The sequence below is a fragment of the Streptomyces sp. NPDC030799 genome (assembly GCF_055572255.1).
Genome location: NZ_JBVIDS010000014.1, coordinates 278,621 through 295,361, shown reverse-complemented (window position 1 = coordinate 295,361; position 16,741 = coordinate 278,621). Strand labels below are relative to the sequence as shown.

Below are 16,741 nucleotides of genomic sequence, written 5' to 3'. Positions count from 1 at the left end.
GATGGCGTACAAAGTCCCACCGCCCGGTTGCCCCACCCTTTCGTCCCACCCCTAGACTGAGCTTCCAGCACAGGTGGCTACACGCTCGAAAGGCGCCCCCGTGTCCATCGGCAACTCCCCTGAAGACGAGCGTCCGTTCCCCGACGAATCCCGAAAGGCCCATGTCTCCGTGGGCCGTGCCCTGCAGCAGGCGCGGATCGCGGCCGGGCTCACCGTGGACGACGTCAGCAGCGCCACTCGTGTCCGTATCGCCATCGTGCACGCCATCGAGGCGGACGACTTCGCCCCGTGCGGCGGCGATGTGTACGCCCGCGGGCACATCCGCACGCTGGCCAGGGCCGTCCGCCTCGATCCCGCCCCGCTGATCGCCCAGTACGACGCCGAGCACGGCGGCCGTCCCGCGCCCACTCCGGCCGCACCCCTGTTCGAGGCGGAGCGCATCCGGCCCGAGCGGCGCGGCCCGAACTGGACGGCGGCCATGGTCGCCGCGATCGTCGTCGTGATCGGTTTCGTCGGCTTCACCGCGGTCAGGGGCGGCGGCTCCGGAAACGATGCGAAGTCACAGGTCGCCGAGGGCAGCGGTACACCCGCCGCGAGCAAGTCCGCCTCGCCCACGCCGAAGAAGGGCAAGCCTGCCGCGCCGAGCACCGAGCCCTCCGACAGCGCCATCGCCGCCGCCCCCCAGGACAAGGTGACCGTCCAGGTCAGCGCGCCGGGCGGACGCAGCTGGATCTCGGCCAAGGACCACAACGGCCGGATGCTCTTCGACGGGCTGCTGAAGAAGGGCCAGTCCAAGACCTTCCAGGACAGTTCCAAGATCAACCTGATCCTCGGCGACGCCGGGGCGATCGAGCTGTACGTCAACGGCAAGAAGATCGACGACAACTTCCAGCCGGGCGCGGTGGAACGCCTCACCTACACGAAGGGCGACCCCGTCGCGGGCTAGGCGGCCCTTCAGGAAGAGCCGTGTGACGGGGTTGGCCGCCGAGATCGGCAGGGTCCGCCGGGGAGGCCCTGACCCCGTCGACGTGGGCTGTCGGTGAGACGAAGTAGTCTTGAGCCCATGCCTGAACGCCGTACCGTCGCCCTTGTCACTCTCGGCTGCGCCCGTAACGAGGTGGACTCCGAGGAGCTCGCAGGCCGTTTGGAGGCGGACGGCTGGCAGCTCGTGGAGGACGCCGCGGACGCCGACGTCGCCGTGGTCAACACCTGTGGCTTCGTCGAGGCCGCGAAGAAGGACTCCGTCGACGCCCTCCTCGAGGCCAACGACCTCAAGGATCACGGCAGAACCCAGGCCGTCGTGGCGGTGGGCTGTATGGCCGAGCGGTACGGCAAGGAGCTGGCCGAGGCGCTGCCCGAGGCCGACGGCGTGCTGGGCTTCGACGACTACGCGGACATCTCCGACCGCCTGCAGACCATCCTGTCCGGCGGCATCCACGCCTCCCACACCCCGCGCGACCGCCGCAAGCTGCTCCCGATCAGCCCGGCCGAGCGTCAGGAATCGGCCGCCTCCGTCGCGCTGCCCGGCCACGCCCCGGCCGACCTCCCGGAGGGCGTCGCGCCCGCCTCCGGTCCGCGCGCGCCCCTGCGCCGCCGCCTGGACGGCTCCCCGGTCGCCTCGGTCAAGCTCGCGTCGGGCTGCGACCGGCGCTGCTCCTTCTGCGCCATCCCGTCCTTCCGCGGCTCCTTCATCTCCCGCCGCCCCAGCGATGTGCTGAACGAGACCCGCTGGCTGGCCGAGCAGGGTGTGAAGGAGATCATGCTCGTCTCCGAGAACAACACGTCCTACGGCAAGGACCTGGGCGACATCCGCCTGCTGGAGTCCCTGCTGCCGGAGCTGGCCGAGGTCGACGGCATCGAGCGGGTGCGGGTGAGCTACCTGCAGCCGGCCGAGATGCGCCCCGGCCTGATCGACGTACTGACCTCCACCCCGAAGGTCGCCCCGTACTTCGACCTGTCCTTCCAGCACTCCGCGCCCGACGTGCTGCGCGCCATGCGCCGCTTCGGCGACACCGACCGCTTCCTGGAACTGCTCGACACGATCCGCTCCAAGGCCCCCGAGGCCGGCGTGCGCTCCAACTTCATCGTCGGCTTCCCCGGCGAGAGCGAGGCGGACCTGGCCGAGCTGGAGCGCTTCCTGAACGGCGCCCGCCTGGACGCCATCGGTGTCTTCGGCTACTCCGACGAGGAGGGCACGGAGGCGGCGACGTACGACGACAAGCTCGACGAGGACGTCGTCGCCCAGCGCCTTGCGCGGGTGTCCCGGCTGGCCGAGGAACTCGTCTCGCAGCGCGCCGAGGAGCGCGTCGGCGACACGGTTCGCGTCCTGGTCGAGTCCGTCGACGAGGAAGAGGGCGTGTACGGCCGCGCCGCACACCAGGCGCCCGAGACCGACGGCCAGGTGCTCCTCACGAGCGGCGAAGGCCTGACCGTCGGACGTATGGTCGAGGCAAAGGTGGTCGGTACGGAAGGTGTCGACCTGGTGGCCGAGCCGCTGACCGGCTCGCTCGCGTGTCGTGAGGAGGCGGGCAGATGACCGGAGTCCCGGCATCCGCCGCGGGCGGCTCCTCCGGCGCGCACGGCGCCCGGGGGCCCGCCGCCGCTGCAGACGGCGCTGCCTCCGAGGTCTCCGGTTCTGCCTCAGGTCCCGAGGGCGGCGGCAGGGCACCGCGCGGCGGGAAGATCGCGGCTGCGGCCGTCAACCAGGCCAGCGTCTGGAACGTCGCCAATCTGCTGACCATGCTCCGGCTGGTCCTCGTCCCCGGTTTCGTGGCGCTGATGCTGGCGAACGGCGGCTACGACCCGGCCTGGCGCTCGCTGGCCTGGGCGGCCTTCGCCGTCGCCATGATCACCGACCTGTTCGACGGGCATCTGGCGCGCACGTACAACCTGGTCACCGACTTCGGGAAGATCGCCGACCCCATCGCCGACAAGGCCATCATGGGGGCGGCGCTCATCTGTCTGTCGGGCCTGGGCGACCTGCCGTGGTGGGTGACGGGCGTCATCCTCGGCCGGGAACTCGGTATCACGCTGCTGCGTTTTCTGGTCATTCGCTACGGAGTGATCCCGGCCAGTCGTGGGGGCAAGCTCAAGACCCTCACCCAGGGAGTGGCCGTCGGGATGTACGTCCTGGCGCTGACGGGCTGGCTGGCCACTCTGAGGTTCTGGGTGATGGCCGCAGCAGTCGTCCTCACCGTCGTCACCGGCCTCGACTACGTAAGACAAGCCATTGTGCTGCGCCGAAGGGGAATCGCCGAGCGTGCGGCAGCGTTGGAGGAGAAGGAAGCGTGAGCTCACCGGCCACCGAACTGGTGCGACTACTGACCGTGAGGGGCGAGACCCTTGCCGTCGCCGAGTCGCTCACCGGTGGCCTGGTGGCGGCGGAGATCACAGCAGTGCCCGGAGCGTCCAAGGTGTTCCGGGGCTCGGTCACCGCGTACGCCACCGAGCTGAAGCATGAGCTGCTGGGTGTCGACGCCACCCTGCTGGCCCAGCGAGGAGCGGTCGATCCGCAGGTCGCAGGCCAGATGGCAGCCGGAGCACGGAAGGCGCTGGGCGCCGACTGGGGCGTCGCCACCACCGGAGTCGCCGGCCCCGACCCACAGGACGGCAAGCCGGTCGGCACGGTCTTCGTGGCCGTCGACGGACCGCTCACGGACCGCCTCGGTTCCGCCGGTGGCGGAAAAGTGGAGGCCCTGCGGTTGAACGGCAGCCGTGCGGAAATTCGTATGGAGAGTGTACGGAGCGTACTCGCACTGCTTCTGAAGGAGCTTGCGGGCGAACAGACCGGGAATGAGCGGGCACAGGATACGGAACGGAACGGGGGGTTTTGATGTTTGCAGCCCTGAGTGAACACGACATCGCTCCCCGCACGGCCGCGGCGCAAGGCGGTACGGTGGGGCGAGAAGGATGCGGCTACGCGGTCCGAGGAGGGAGCCACCGATGATTCTGCTCCGTCGCCTGCTGGGTGACGTGCTGCGTCGGCAGCGCCAACGCCAGGGCCGTACTCTGCGCGAAGTCTCCTCGTCCGCCCGAGTCTCACTCGGCTATCTCTCCGAGGTGGAGCGGGGGCAGAAGGAGGCTTCCTCCGAGCTGCTCGCCGCCATCTGCGACGCGCTGGACGTACGGATGTCGGAACTCATGCGGGAAGTGAGCGACGAGCTGGCGCTCGCCGAACTGGCCCAGTCCGCCCGGGCCACCGAGCCCGTGCCCACCCCGGTCCGTCCGATGCTGGGTTCGGTGTCGGTGACCGGTGTGCCACCGGAACGGGTGACCATCAAGGCGCCCGCGGAGGCGGTGGACGTGGTCGCCGCGTGACGTACGCGTGCGCGGTCTAGCGAACGTGTGAGGCCCCGGCCGGGCTTCTCGGGACGAACCCGGGAGCGCCGCCGGGGCTTTCGTTTTACCGGTCACGAATGCGACTTGCGTCACTTTTGCTCCCGTTTGCCGGGCTCGGTCGGTGCCGTCATGGTGGAGGGACGTGACGGGGCAGAAGCACCGGAGGAAGCGGATGTACGTCGTGAAGAGCCCGTTGGCCGACGCGGACCTGAAGACCGTGGCCGAGGCGCTGCAGGGCGCTCTGGTCGACCTGGTGGATCTGTCGCTGGTCGCCAAGCAGATCCATTGGAACGTCGTCGGGCCCCGCTTCCGCTCCATCCACCTCCAGCTCGACGAGGTCGTCGCCTCGGCCCGCACCCACTCCGACACCGTGGCCGAGCGGGCCTCGGCCCTCGGCGTGCCGCCCGACGGGCGCGCCGTCACGGTCTCCTCCGGCAGCGGCATCAAGACCAGCCCGGCGGGGTGGATCAAGGACACGGACGCCGTCGGGACCATGGTGGACGCCCTGGGTGCCGTGATCACCCGGATGCGGGAGCGCGTGGGCGCGACGGGGGAGCCGGATCCGGTGTCCCAGGACATCTTCATCCAGATCACCGCTGATCTGGAGAAGCACCACTGGATGTTCCAGGCGGAGAACGCGTAAGCGGTTCGGCCGGGATCGGGCGCTCCCGGACGGGCTGCTTTCGCTGCTGCATCCGTGAGCCCTCGGTGCGCCTCCCGCGTGGCCGGTGCGGCGGTCTAGCGTCCGGCGGGAGGTGGTGGCGGGCATGGTGGGACGGATAGTGCGCTGGGTGGCCCTCCCGGCTCTGGGGGCCGTGTGGTGGTGGGCGGTGCTGAGGATCGCCCTGGGGCACGGCGCGGGCATTGTGGAAGGCGCCGTCGTGGCCGGCGGATGGGGGCTGAGCCTGCTGCCGGTGCACTGTGTGCCGGAGGGGCAGGCGACCGGTCTGCTACCGGCGGGGCGCTGGGTGGCCGCCTGGCGTGCGGGCGGCACTACCAGGGCATCGCCACACCCCCGTTCGGGCGAAGTATCTGACCGGTCGTGAACGCCGACGCGTCCGACGCCAGATACAGCACCGCGTGAGCGACGTCCTCCGGCTCACCGACCCGGCCCAGCGGTGACATCCGGGCCATCACGCCCTCGGTGTGCACCTGCGCCTCGCGGTCGTGCCGGTCGGTCATCGGGGTGCGGATCCAGCCCGGCGCGATCGCGTTGACCCGGATGCCGTGCCGTCCGACCTCGCCGGCCAGCGTCTTGGTCAGCTGGACCACGGCCGCCTTCGCCGCGCCGTAGCAGAGCAGTCCGGGGCCGCCGGTGTCGACCGCGCCGGACGCCATGGTGACGATGCTGCCCCGCATGGCGCGGGCGAGCATCAGACGGGCCGCCTCCTGGCAGGCGTACAGCACGCCTTTGAAGTTGACGTTCAGTACGCGGTCGAGATCCTCGTCGCGGGTCTCCAGCACGGGGCTGCTGTGCATGATCCCGGCGATCGCCGCCATCACGTCCAGACGCTCGCAGGAGCGGACCGCCTCGGCCAGCGCCGCCCGGTCGGTGACGTCCAGGACATGGGTACGGGCCGTGCCGCCGCGCTTCTCGATCAGCTCCGCCGTGCCGTGCAGACCGTCCGCGTCCCGGTCGGCGCAGTGCACCGCCGCGCCCGCCTCGGCGAGCAGGACGGCGGAGGCCCGGCCGATCCCGCCGCCGGCTCCGGTGACGAAGGCGGTGCGGCCGGTGAGGTCGTACGGGGTGAGGGGCATGGAAGGACCGTACGAGCATTTCTGACGGGTCGTCAATTACTTGGTGCATCGGCCGGACTCGGTGACTGGTTCGGCTGCCGCCGGCGTGGTGGACACCGGGTGCGTGACGGGGCGGACGCGTCGTCAGGCGGTGCGACGGGGGTACCGGTCTCGCCAGCGCTGCGGTGCGCCGGGGGCGGGGCCCGTCTGACAGGTGGGGCACCAGTAGGTGGGGCGTTCCTGGCTGCCGTCGCCCTGGTCGGCCACGCGGACCGGCGTGTGGCAGCGCAGACAGGGGCGGGGCGCGCGGCCGTAGACGAACAGGTCGTACCGGTGCAAGCCCGTGGTCTGCCGGACCGGGCGGTCGCGGTTCGCCTCCAGGAGTCGCTTGGCGAGCGCGGGCAGCTTCTCGGCGCGGTCCGGGGGCAGCGCGCCGGCCGGGAGCCACGGGGTGACGCCCAGCAGGAAGCACAGCTCGCTCTTGTACACGTTGCCGATGCCGGCGAGATTGCGCTGGTCGAGCAGGGCCTCGCCGAGCGGACGGGCAGGGTCGGCGAGGAGGTTGGCCAGCGCGCGCTCGGGGTCCCAGTCCGGGCCGAGCAGGTCGGGGCCCAGGTGACCGACCACCCGCTCCTCCTCGTCCGTGCGCAGCAGCTCCAGCACCTGGAGGCGGTAGCCCACGGCCGTACGGTCGACGGTGCCGAGGACCGCACGTATCTGGTGCGCCGGGCCGCCCCGCCAGCGCTCGTCCGCGCCGTACACCTTCCAGGTCCCCTCCATCCGCAGATGGGTGTGCAGGGTCAGCCCGCCCTCGAACCGGGTGAGCAGGTGTTTGCCGCGCGGGATCGTGCTGAGCACCCGACGGCCGGTGAGGTCCACCGTCGCGTACTTCGGCACCCGGAAGTCGCTGCGGGTCAGCGCCTTGCCCGCGAGGGCCTCGTGCAGCCGCCTCGCGGCCTGCCAGACCGTGTCACCTTCGGGCATGGGTCAAGGGTGCCACGGTGTGTCTCCGGCTGCGGGTGCGCTGTGGCCGGTCACGCCCTCAGGCGCAGTCCGCGCGGTGTGGCCACGAAGCCCGCTGCCTCCAGAACGGTGCCTATCGGCGAGGTCAGGGCCTGCGCGCCGTTGATCCGCTCGACCGTGACCGTGCCGAGAGAGCCCGCGCGTGCCGCCGCGGCCAGCGCATCCGCGGCCGAACGCAGGCGGGGATCGTCCGGAGGCGCGATGTCCGGGCCCGCGGGCCAGGCCAGCAGCGTTTTGCCGCCGCGCTCCATGTACACGGTCAGCTCCCCCTCGACCAGGACGACGAGCGAGCCCGCCTTACGGCCCGGTTTGTGTCCGGCACCGGTCGGAGGCTCGGGCCAGGACAGGGCGGCGCCGTAGGCGTTGGCGGGGTCGGCCGCGGCGAGGACCACGGCACGAGGGTCGGGCGAGGACGTGCCCGTACGACCACTGCCGTACGCCCGGTACGCCGGCGAGCCGTAGGAGCCGGCGCCGGCTCCGCCTCCGCGGGGGCCGCCGTAGCCGGGGGAACCGAAGGGGTCGGCGAGGTCGCGGGGGGAGACGTAGTCGCCCGGGGCGGGCGCGGGATCCACCGGTGGCCAGGTGAAGTCGCCGTCGAGGCCGGGATGCGCGAAGCCGCCGTCCGACCCGCCCGAGGCGCCGGGGGGAAGGTGTTCATGGGGTGCGCCGTCGCCGCCGCCGAAGTCGTCCGGGAACGCCGGTGCGGCAAAGGCGCCCGAGGGGTGCGGGTAGCCGTTCCCGGGGGCAGCGGCGGTCAGGCTCTCACCGCGTTCTCGGGCGTTGGACACCGCGCGGAGCCGGTCCACCGCGCCGTCCATGGCGAACTGGGCCGCGCCCAGGCCCTCGACCACGTAACCGCGCCGCGCCTGGCCGCTCTCCTCGAAGGCGGACAGCACGCGGTACACCGCCGAGAACCCGCCCTCGATCCCCTCCGCGGCGACCGCCCCTCGGGTGACCACGCCGTGCCGGTCCAGGAGGGTGCGGGCCAGCGCGTGGGCGCGCACGGTGGCATCCGGTTCGGCCGCCGGAAGCAGGGACCAGCGGCCGGCGACCGTTGGCGGGCCCGTACGGGACGCGGTGCGCGCGGCAGCCGTCAGGGAGCCGTAGCGCCCGCGTGGCACGGCGCGCTTGGCGCGGTGGGCGGTCGACCCCGCCGTACGGCCCGAACCCAGCAGGGAGCGCATCGGCGCCAGGGTGTCGTTGGTGAGCCGGCCCGACCAGGCCAGGTCCCACAGGGCGTCGGCCAGTTGGGGGTCGGTGACGTCGGGGTGGGTGGTGGCACGGACCTGGTCGGCGATCTGGCGGAAGAACAGACCGTAGCCGCCGGAGAGCGCGTCCAGCACGGACTGGTGGAGCGCGGTCAGCTCCAGGGGGTGCGGCGGCGGGAGCAGCACGGGGGCGGCGTCCGCCAGATAGAGCGAGACCCAGCCGTCCTTGCCGGGCAGCGCGCCCGCGCCGGCCCACACCACCTCGCCGGCGGCGGTCAGCTCGTCGAGCATCGAGGGCGCGTAGTTCGCCACACGGGAGGGCAGAACGAGCTTCTCCAGGGCGGAGGCGGGCACGGAGGCGCCCTGCAACTGCTCGACGGCGCGCACCAGTCCGTCGATGCCACGCAGACCATGGCCCGTCCCGATGTGCTGCCACTGCGGCAGGAACTGGGCGAACGCGGCCGGTGGCACGGGCTCCAGTTCGTGGCGCAGGGCCGCCAGGGAGCGGCGGCGCAGGCGGCGCAGTACGGCCGCGTCGCACCACTCCTGACCGATGCCCGCCGGGTGGAACTCGCCCTGCACCACCCGGCCGTTGCCGGCGAGCCGTTGCAGGGCGCCCTCGGTGACCGCCACACCGAGGCCGAAGCGTGCCGCCGCAGTGGCGGACGTGAACGGGCCGTGCGTGCGGGCATAGCGGGCCAGGAGATCGCCGAGCGGGTCCTTGACCGGCTCGGTGAAGGCCTCGGGCACGCCGACCGGCAGTGCCGTGCCGAGCGCGTCGCGCAGCCGGCCCGCGTCCTCGACCGCCGCCCAGTGGTCGGCGCCGGCGATCCGCACCTTGATGGCCCGGCGCGCGCCGGCCAGCTCGCGCGCCCACTGCGGATCCGCGCCGCGGGCGATCAGCTCGGCGTCGGTCAGCGGACCGAGCAGCCGCAGCACATCGGCCACGCCCTCCACGTCCTTGACCCGGCGGTCCTCGGTGAGCCACTGCAGCTCGCGTTCCAGCTCGGTCAGTACCTCGGCGTCCAGCAGCTCACGCAGTTCTGCCTGGCCCAGCAGCTCGGCCAGCAGCCGGGAGTCCAGGGAGAGCGCGGCGGCGCGGCGCTCGGCCAGCGGGGAGTCGCCCTCGTACAGGAACTGGGCGACGTACCCGAACAGGAGCGAGCGGGCGAACGGGGACGGCTCGGGGGTGGTGACCTCGACCAGGCGCACCTTGCGGGACTCGATGTCGCCCATCAGCTCGGCGAGCCCGGGGACGTCGAAGACGTCCTGGAGACATTCGCGGACCGCTTCCAGGACGATCGGGAACGAGCCGAATTCGCTTGCCACCTGGAGCAGTTGGGCCGCGCGCTGGCGCTGCTGCCACAGCGGGGTGCGCTTGCCGGGGTTGCGGCGCGGCAGCAGCAGCGCGCGTGCGGCGCACTCGCGGAACCGGGAGGCGAACAGGGCGGAGCCGCCGACCTGGTCGGTGACGATCTGGTCGACCTCGCCCTTGTCGAAGGCGACGTCCGCCGCGCCGACGGGCGCCTGCTCGCTGTCGTACTCCGTGCCGGCCCTCAGCGGCTCCTGGTCGAGCAGGTCCAGGCCCATCAGGTCGGCATCCGGCAGGCGCAGCACGATGCCGTCGTCGGCGTGCATGACCTGCGCGTCCATGCCGTACCGCTCGGACAGGCGGGCGCCGAGAGCGAGGGCCCAGGGGGCGTGCACCTGGGCGCCGAAGGGGGAGTGGACGACGACCCGCCAGTCGCCCAGCTCGTCACGGAAGCGCTCCACGACGATCGTGCGGTCGTCCGGGACATGACCGCAGGCCTCGCGCTGCTCGTCCAGGTACGACAGCACGTTGTCCGCCGCCCACGCGTCGAGGCCCGCCGCCAGCAGGCGCAGCCGGGCGTCGTCCTTGCGGAGCGAGCCGACCTCGCGCAGGAACGCGCCCACCGCACGGCCCAGTTCGAGCGGGCGGCCCAGCTGGTCCCCCTTCCAGAAGGGGAGCCGCCCCGGCACACCGGGAGCCGGGGAGACCAGGACCCGGTCGCGGGTGATGTCCTCGATGCGCCAGGAACTCGTGCCGAGCGTGAAGACGTCACCGACCCGGGACTCGTAGACCATCTCCTCGTCGAGCTCGCCGACCCGGCCGCCGCCCTTCTTGGGGTCCGAACCGGCGAGGAAGACCCCGAACAGGCCGCGGTCGGGGATGGTGCCGCCCGAGGTGACGGCGAGCCGCTGGGCGCCGGGGCGGCCGGTGATCTCGCCGGTCACACGGTCCCACACCACGCGCGGGCGCAGTTCCGCGAAGGCGTCGGACGGGTAGCGGCCGGCGAGCATGTCGAGGACCGCCGTGAACGCCGACTCGGGCAGCGATGCGAAGGGGGCAGCACGGCGGACCACGGCGAGCAGGTCGTCGAACTGCCAGGTGTCCAGTGCCGTCATGGCGACCAGTTGCTGTGCGAGCACGTCCAGCGGGTTCGCGGGCACCTTCAGGGACTCGATCGAGCCCGAGCGCATCCGCTCGGTGACCACGGCCGCCTGGACCAGATCACCGCGGTACTTGGGGAAGACGACACCGGTGGAGACGGCGCCGACCTGGTGTCCCGCGCGGCCGACCCGCTGGAGCCCGGAGGCTACCGAGGGCGGGGACTCGACCTGCACGACCAGGTCGACGGCGCCCATGTCGATGCCCAGCTCCAGACTGGACGTGGCGACCACGGCGGGCAGCCGGCCCGCCTTCAGATCCTCCTCGACCAGGGCGCGCTGCTCCTTGGAGACCGAACCGTGGTGCGCGCGGGCGATCACCGGCGGCGCGCCCTGGGCCGCGCCCGAACCGCCCATCAGCTGGGCCGGGGAGTGGTGCTCGTCCAACGTCTCGCCGGTCGCCCGCTCGTAGGCGATCTCGTTCAGCCGGTTGCACAGCCGCTCGGCGAGGCGACGGGAGTTGGCGAACACGATCGTGGAGCGATGGGACTGGACCAGGTCGGCGATCCGCTCCTCCACATGCGGCCAGATCGAGGGCCGCTCGGCGCCCTCGCCCGCGTCGGCCGCCGGGGAACCGCCCAGCTCGCCCATGTCCTCGACCGGGACGACCACGGACAGGTCGAACTCCTTGCCGGACTCCGGCTGGACGATCTCCACCTTGCGGCGGGGCGAGAGATACCGGGCCACCTCGTCCACCGGGCGGACGGTCGCCGACAGGCCGATCCGCCGGGCCGGCTTCGGCAGCAGTTCGTCCAGCCGCTCCAGGGAAAGCGCGAGATGGGCACCGCGCTTGGTGCCCGCGACCGCGTGCACCTCGTCGAGGATCACCGTCTCCACGCCCGTCAGCGCGTCGCGCGTGGCCGAGGTCAGCATCAGGAACAGCGACTCGGGGGTGGTGATCAGGATGTCCGGCGGGCGGGTGGACAGGGCCCGCCGCTCGGCCGCCGGTGTGTCACCGGAGCGGATGCCGACCCTGACCTCGGGCTCGGGCAGGCCCAGGCGCACGGACTCCTGCCGGATGCCGGTGAGCGGGCTGCGCAGATTCCGCTCGACGTCGACCGCGAGGGCCTTCAGCGGAGAGACATAGAGAACCCGGCAGCGCTTCTTCGGGTCGGCCGGAGGCGGGGTCGAGGCCAGCTGATCAAGGGCGGCGAGGAACGCGGCCAGCGTCTTGCCCGATCCGGTCGGGGCCACCACCAGCACGTCCGCACCCGCGCCGATGGCCTGCCACGCCCCGGCCTGGGCCGCGGTGGGCGCGGAGAACGCCCCCATGAACCAGCCGCGGGTCGCGGGGGAGAAGCCGTCGAGGGCTCGGTGTGCGGAGCTGACCATGCGTCCATCCTGCACCCGGCCACTGACAATCGAGCTGACCTGGGCAAACGCCGTGCGGCCGGAGTGCGCGGGGGCCGGTCGCGGGTGGTGGGGCCGAGAGCGGGCGTATGGCGGGTCGAAGGGGGCAGGCCGACGAACGGAACGGCGGGGAGAGGAGCGGAGACCGGCCGGGGGAGGAGGCGGGGATCGGCCGGGGGAGGAGGAGCGGGGATCGGCCGAGGGGAGGAGCGGGACTGGCGGGGGAGCGGGACCGGCGGCAGGGACCACCGGGGAAGGAGCGGGACCGGCCAGGGAGCGTGGTGCGCGGCACCGGCGGTGCGACGGGCCCGCCGGGTGGGGACCCGCTGGGGCCCGGTAGGTCCACAAGGCCGTTCCTCCGCCATACGCCCGCCCGGTCCACCAGGTGGCTCCGCGCCGCCGACGAGGGCAGCGCGGCGGCCCCCGACACCCTGCTGCGGGGCGTCGTGACCCGGCTGCTGCGACCGAACGGCGGCCCGTCGCCCCAGCGGCTGGTGCGCACGGCCGCGGCCGGTATCGCGGCACGCGCGTGCTGTGCTGAACGAGCGGACGGCCGAGCCGCCGGCCCGGAACGGCCGGCCACCCGACCTCGGCACCAGCCGTTCCCGCCACTGCGGGCGTTCCCTGACGCCCACGGCATGCTGCCGCCCGCATGAGTCGCACCCCAGGGCGCCGGCTCAGCCCACGAAACGGCCGTATGCCCGCAGCGTGCACAGCGCCCCGATGGTGACCATGGCGCGTGCCTCCAGCGCGGGGGCCGGCGCCCACTGGCGCCACCGGATCGGCCAGCCGCCGTCGTCCTGCTGCTCGGCGGCCAGGTGATCAAGGGACCGTGCCATCTCCTCGTCCGTGAACCACGCGCGCGCAAGCGACTCCGGACTCCTGGCGAAGTCGTGCGGGAAGTGGTGCTCGCCGGGGGCGTAGCCGGACGCGACCGGATACGCGTCGAGCCGGTCCGGGTCGAGTGCCGCAAGCCGTTGCTCCCGCACCATGCGGCCGAGCCGGTCCGCGGCGGCCTCCGCGCGCGAGCGGTCCGGAGCGGAGTCCAGGAACGCCACGGCGGCCTCCACCTCGTACGGGTGGGACTTGTCCAGGGACTCCACTGCCTGCCAGCAGAAGTCCGTGGCCCGGAACAACCAGGCGTGCCACACCTCATTGCGGTGCAGCAGCCCGACCACCGGCCCGGTGGCGAGCAGCTCGCTGGGAGGATCGTCGACGACCGGGACGAACGGTGCCGTCGGATACCCGCGCTGGCTGGGACGGATCGCCGGCAGGGCGCCGTCCGCTGTGGAGACCGAGGTCAGATAGCGGCACACGCGCTCGATCCGCTGCCCGCCGCAGCGCCCGACGGCGTCCAGGACGCGCAGCGCGTGCGCGGTGTGCAGGGGCTGGCTCACGGGACCGCGCAGATCGGGCTCCAGCGCGTGCCCGTATCCGCCGTCCTCGTTGCGGTAGGCGTCCAGCGCCGCCTCCACCGCGTCCGGGGTGCCGTGCAGGAAGTGGTACGCGAAGAGGCGCTGTTCCAGCACGCGCGCGGTGAGCCACACGAACTGCTCGGCGCGGAAGAGCGGGGAGCGCGCCGGGGTCGGGGAGGGGAGCGGGGAAGCTCCGGTTTCGGCCATGCGTCAGACCGTAGGACGGAAAGCGGTCTCGGCAAGCGCTCCGGGCCGGGGCCCACACCCAGGGGCGGGATACTGGAGTCATGCGGTTGACGGTCTTCTGGCAGCGGATGGCGGAACACTTCGGTTCGGGGTACGCCGAAACCTTCGCGCGCGATCACGTCATGTCGGAGCTGGGTCAACGCACAGTGAACGAGGCACTGGACGCCGGCTGGGACGCGAAGGACGTGTGGCGCGTGGTCTGCACGGTCATGGACGTGCCCGGCGAGCGGCGCTGACCGCTGCCCGAAACGCCTCGGTCGTCCCTGAGCACGGTCGGCCCCACGGCACCGATCGGTCACAAAGATCGCAGGTGGGCGCCGGTTGTCGGCGGTGTGGGCGAGACTTGGCGCGTGGCACCCACTGACGAGACCCACGAGCCGCTTCCCCGGCAAGCGGCACCGACCGGTACGACACCGCCCGACCCGCCCCCGGCTCCCGGCGCCGTCGCTCCGGGCGGCCGCATGCCGCGCTGGCTGCCGCGTGCCATGGTGCTCGCGCTCGCGTTGATCGCCGCGTTCCAGCTCGGCAGCTGGGCCTTCCACCAGTTGACCAGTCTGTTGATCAATATATTGATCGCGTTCTTCCTGGCGCTCGCGATAGAGCCGGCGGTGAGCCGGATGGCCGCCCGCGGCATGCGCCGGGGGCTCGCCACCTTCCTGGTCTTCCTCGGGTTGGCGATCGCCGCCGCCGGGTTCGTCACATTGCTCGGTTCCATGCTGGCCGGCCAGATCATCAAGATGGTCGAGGGCTTCCCCGACTACCTCGACTCGCTCATCAACTGGATCAATGAGACCTTCCACATGGAGCTGCGGCGTGTGGACGTCCAGGAGGGCCTGCTCCACTCCGACTGGCTGCGCAAGTACGCGCAGACCAGTGCCGCCGGTGTCCTGGACGTTTCCGCGCAGGTGCTCGGCGGACTGTTCCAGCTGCTGACGGTGGGGCTGTTCTCGTTCTACTTCGCCGCCGACGGTCCCCGGCTGCGCCGCGCGCTGTGCTCCGTCCTGCCGCCCGCCCGCCAGACCGAAGTGCTGCGCGCCTGGGAGATCGCCGTCGACAAGACGGGCGGCTATCTCTACTCGCGCGGTCTGATGGCGCTCATCTCCGGCATCGCCCACTACATCCTGCTCCAGGCCCTGGGGGTGCCCTACGCGCCCGTGCTCGGTGTCTGGGTGGGCCTGGTCTCGCAGTTCATCCCCACCATCGGCACCTACCTCGCGGGGGCGCTGCCGATGCTGATCGCGTTCACCGTCGAGCCCTGGTACGCGGTGTGGGTGCTGGCGTTCGTAGTGGTCTACCAACAACTGGAGAACTACATGCTCCAGCCCAAGCTGACGGCCAGGACGGTCGACATCCACCCGGCGGTCGCCTTCGGTTCCGTCATCGCGGGCACCGCGCTGCTGGGTGCCGTCGGTGCGCTGATCGCCATCCCGGCGGTCGCCACCCTCCAGGCCTTCCTCGGAGCGTATGTGAAGCGGTACGCCGTCACGGACGATCCCAGGGTGCACGGGCACCGCGGCCGGGGACCGGGTGGTCCCGGAATCCCGGCACGCATACGCCGGCTGCGGGCCCGGCGGCCGGAGGCGGAGGAGTCGTAGGGCCGGCGAGCCTCGGAGCGCCGGCGCCGCCTGGTTCGCTTGACAGAAAAATCGAACATCCATTCCTATGGAGGCTCAGGCAAGGCTTTCGGCAGTGGACTTCGTCCCGTTTTGCGGGCGGAAGTCCCTCGGTTATCCACAGGCTGGGCCTGCGTCGGGGCGCATTGTCAGTGGCAGGCGTTAGCGTCTTTGACGTGAAGCGATCGACTCAAGCAAACCGGGTGGAACCCATGGCAGGAACCGACCGCGAGAAGGCGCTCGACGCCGCGCTCGCACAGATTGAACGGCAATTCGGCAAGGGCGCGGTCATGCGCATGGGCGAGCGGTCGAAGGAGCCCATCGAGGTCATCCCGACCGGGTCGACCGCACTGGACGTCGCCCTCGGCGTCGGCGGCCTGCCGCGCGGCCGTGTCGTGGAGATCTACGGACCGGAGTCCTCCGGTAAGACGACCCTGACCCTGCACGCGGTGGCGAACGCGCAGAAGGCCGGCGGCCAGGTCGCCTTCGTGGACGCCGAACACGCCCTCGACCCCGAGTACGCGCGCAAGCTCGGCGTCGACATCGACAACCTGATCCTCTCCCAGCCGGACAACGGCGAGCAGGCGCTGGAGATCGTGGACATGCTCGTCCGCTCCGGCGCGCTCGACCTCATCGTCATCGACTCCGTCGCCGCGCTCGTCCCGCGCGCGGAGATCGAGGGCGAGATGGGCGACAGCCACGTCGGTCTGCAGGCCCGTCTGATGAGCCAGGCCCTGCGGAAGATCACCAGCGCGCTCAACCAGTCCAAGACCACCGCGATCTTCATCAACCAGCTCCGCGAGAAGATCGGCGTGATGTTCGGCTCCCCGGAGACCACGACGGGTGGCCGCGCGCTGAAGTTCTACGCCTCGGTGCGCATCGACATCCGCCGCATCGAGACGCTGAAGGACGGCACGGAGGCGGTCGGCAACCGCACCCGCTGCAAGGTCGTCAAGAACAAGGTCGCCCCGCCCTTCAAGCAGGCCGAGTTCGACATCCTCTACGGCCAGGGCATCAGCCGCGAGGGCGGTCTGATCGACATGGGCGTGGAGCACGGCTTCGTCCGCAAGGCCGGCGCCTGGTACACCTACGAGGGCGACCAGCTCGGCCAGGGCAAGGAGAACGCCCGCAACTTCCTCAAGGACAACCCCGACCTGGCCAACGAGATCGAGAAGAAGATCAAGGAGAAGCTGGGCGTCGGTGTCCGGCCGGAGGAGCCCGCAGCCGAACCGGGCGCGGACGCGGCGGTCACCACCACGGCCGGCGACGACGCCAAGGCCGCGCCCGCCCCGGCAGCCGCCAAGGCCACCAAGCCCAAGGCCGCCGCAGCCAAGAGCTGACC

The 16,741-nt window shown here is 71.9% G+C and carries 13 protein-coding genes; 9 read left to right on the top strand and 4 right to left on the bottom strand.

Features of this window, described 5'->3' with window-relative positions; all coding sequences use genetic code 11:
* The first annotated feature begins 100 nt into the window (after positions 1 to 100).
* The 6 genes from ACZ41I_RS32190 to ACZ41I_RS32165 all read left to right on the top strand — a co-directional run bounded on the left by ACZ41I_RS32190 (position 101) and on the right by ACZ41I_RS32165 (position 4,981).
* Positions 101 to 946: a helix-turn-helix domain-containing protein gene (locus ACZ41I_RS32190; protein ID WP_399772572.1), complete on the top strand. Its 846-nt coding sequence runs from the start codon at positions 101 to 103 to the stop codon at positions 944 to 946.
* 117 nt (positions 947 to 1,063) lie between these two features.
* The gene (gene rimO, locus ACZ41I_RS32185; RefSeq protein WP_363217705.1) at positions 1,064 to 2,536 is read left to right on the top strand and encodes a 30S ribosomal protein S12 methylthiotransferase RimO; all 1,473 of its coding nucleotides are present in this window, start codon (positions 1,064 to 1,066) and stop codon (positions 2,534 to 2,536) included.
* On the top strand, positions 2,533 to 3,291 hold the full coding sequence (gene pgsA, locus ACZ41I_RS32180; protein ID WP_363217706.1) for a CDP-diacylglycerol--glycerol-3-phosphate 3-phosphatidyltransferase: 759 nt from the start codon (positions 2,533 to 2,535) through the stop codon (positions 3,289 to 3,291). The genes rimO and pgsA overlap by 4 nt, the downstream gene beginning before the upstream one ends.
* Positions 3,288 to 3,833, top strand: a complete 546-nt coding sequence (locus ACZ41I_RS32175; RefSeq protein ID WP_363217707.1) for a CinA family protein — start codon at positions 3,288 to 3,290, stop codon at positions 3,831 to 3,833. Before pgsA ends, ACZ41I_RS32175 begins: the two co-directional genes overlap by 4 nt.
* Positions 3,834 to 3,942: 109 nt before the next feature.
* On the top strand, positions 3,943 to 4,317 hold the full coding sequence (locus tag ACZ41I_RS32170; protein ID WP_014675397.1) for a helix-turn-helix domain-containing protein: 375 nt from the start codon (positions 3,943 to 3,945) through the stop codon (positions 4,315 to 4,317).
* Positions 4,318 to 4,510: 193 nt separating this feature from the next.
* Positions 4,511 to 4,981: a Dps family protein gene (locus tag ACZ41I_RS32165; protein ID WP_399772586.1), complete on the top strand. Its 471-nt coding sequence runs from the start codon at positions 4,511 to 4,513 to the stop codon at positions 4,979 to 4,981.
* Between the two features lie 350 nt (positions 4,982 to 5,331).
* Here the strand turns inward: ACZ41I_RS32165 and ACZ41I_RS32160 are convergent, their stop codons facing one another.
* The 4 genes from ACZ41I_RS32160 to ACZ41I_RS32145 form a co-directional block, all read right to left on the bottom strand.
* Positions 5,332 to 6,096: an SDR family NAD(P)-dependent oxidoreductase gene (locus ACZ41I_RS32160; protein ID WP_363217710.1), complete on the bottom strand. Its 765-nt coding sequence runs from the start codon at positions 6,094 to 6,096 to the stop codon at positions 5,332 to 5,334.
* A gap of 123 nt (positions 6,097 to 6,219) precedes the next feature.
* Entirely contained in the window at positions 6,220 to 7,059 is an 840-nt protein-coding gene (locus tag ACZ41I_RS32155; RefSeq protein ID WP_468515710.1) for an Fpg/Nei family DNA glycosylase, read from the bottom strand.
* 50 nt (positions 7,060 to 7,109) lie between these two features.
* Positions 7,110 to 12,107: an ATP-dependent helicase gene (locus ACZ41I_RS32150; RefSeq protein ID WP_468515709.1), complete on the bottom strand. Its 4,998-nt coding sequence runs from the start codon at positions 12,105 to 12,107 to the stop codon at positions 7,110 to 7,112.
* 695 nt (positions 12,108 to 12,802) lie between these two features.
* A complete protein-coding gene (locus tag ACZ41I_RS32145) occupies positions 12,803 to 13,747 on the bottom strand; it encodes a hypothetical protein (RefSeq protein WP_399772560.1) in 945 nt (314 codons plus the stop codon).
* A gap of 80 nt (positions 13,748 to 13,827) precedes the next feature.
* On the opposite strand from ACZ41I_RS32145, the gene ACZ41I_RS32140 reads away from it, so the two are divergent.
* From ACZ41I_RS32140 to recA, 3 genes are all read left to right on the top strand, one after another.
* A complete protein-coding gene (locus ACZ41I_RS32140) occupies positions 13,828 to 14,022 on the top strand; it encodes a DUF3046 domain-containing protein (protein WP_399772557.1) in 195 nt (64 codons plus the stop codon).
* A 114-nt stretch (positions 14,023 to 14,136) separates the two neighbouring features.
* Positions 14,137 to 15,381, top strand: coding sequence for an AI-2E family transporter (locus tag ACZ41I_RS32135; RefSeq protein ID WP_363217716.1), 1,245 nt, complete (start codon positions 14,137 to 14,139; stop codon positions 15,379 to 15,381).
* 230 nt (positions 15,382 to 15,611) lie between these two features.
* Positions 15,612 to 16,739 carry a recombinase RecA gene (recA, locus tag ACZ41I_RS32130; RefSeq protein ID WP_363217717.1) on the top strand — a complete coding sequence of 376 codons (1,128 nt, stop codon included), beginning with the start codon at positions 15,612 to 15,614 and terminating at the stop codon, positions 16,737 to 16,739.
* The last annotated feature ends 2 nt before the right edge of the window (positions 16,740 to 16,741 follow it).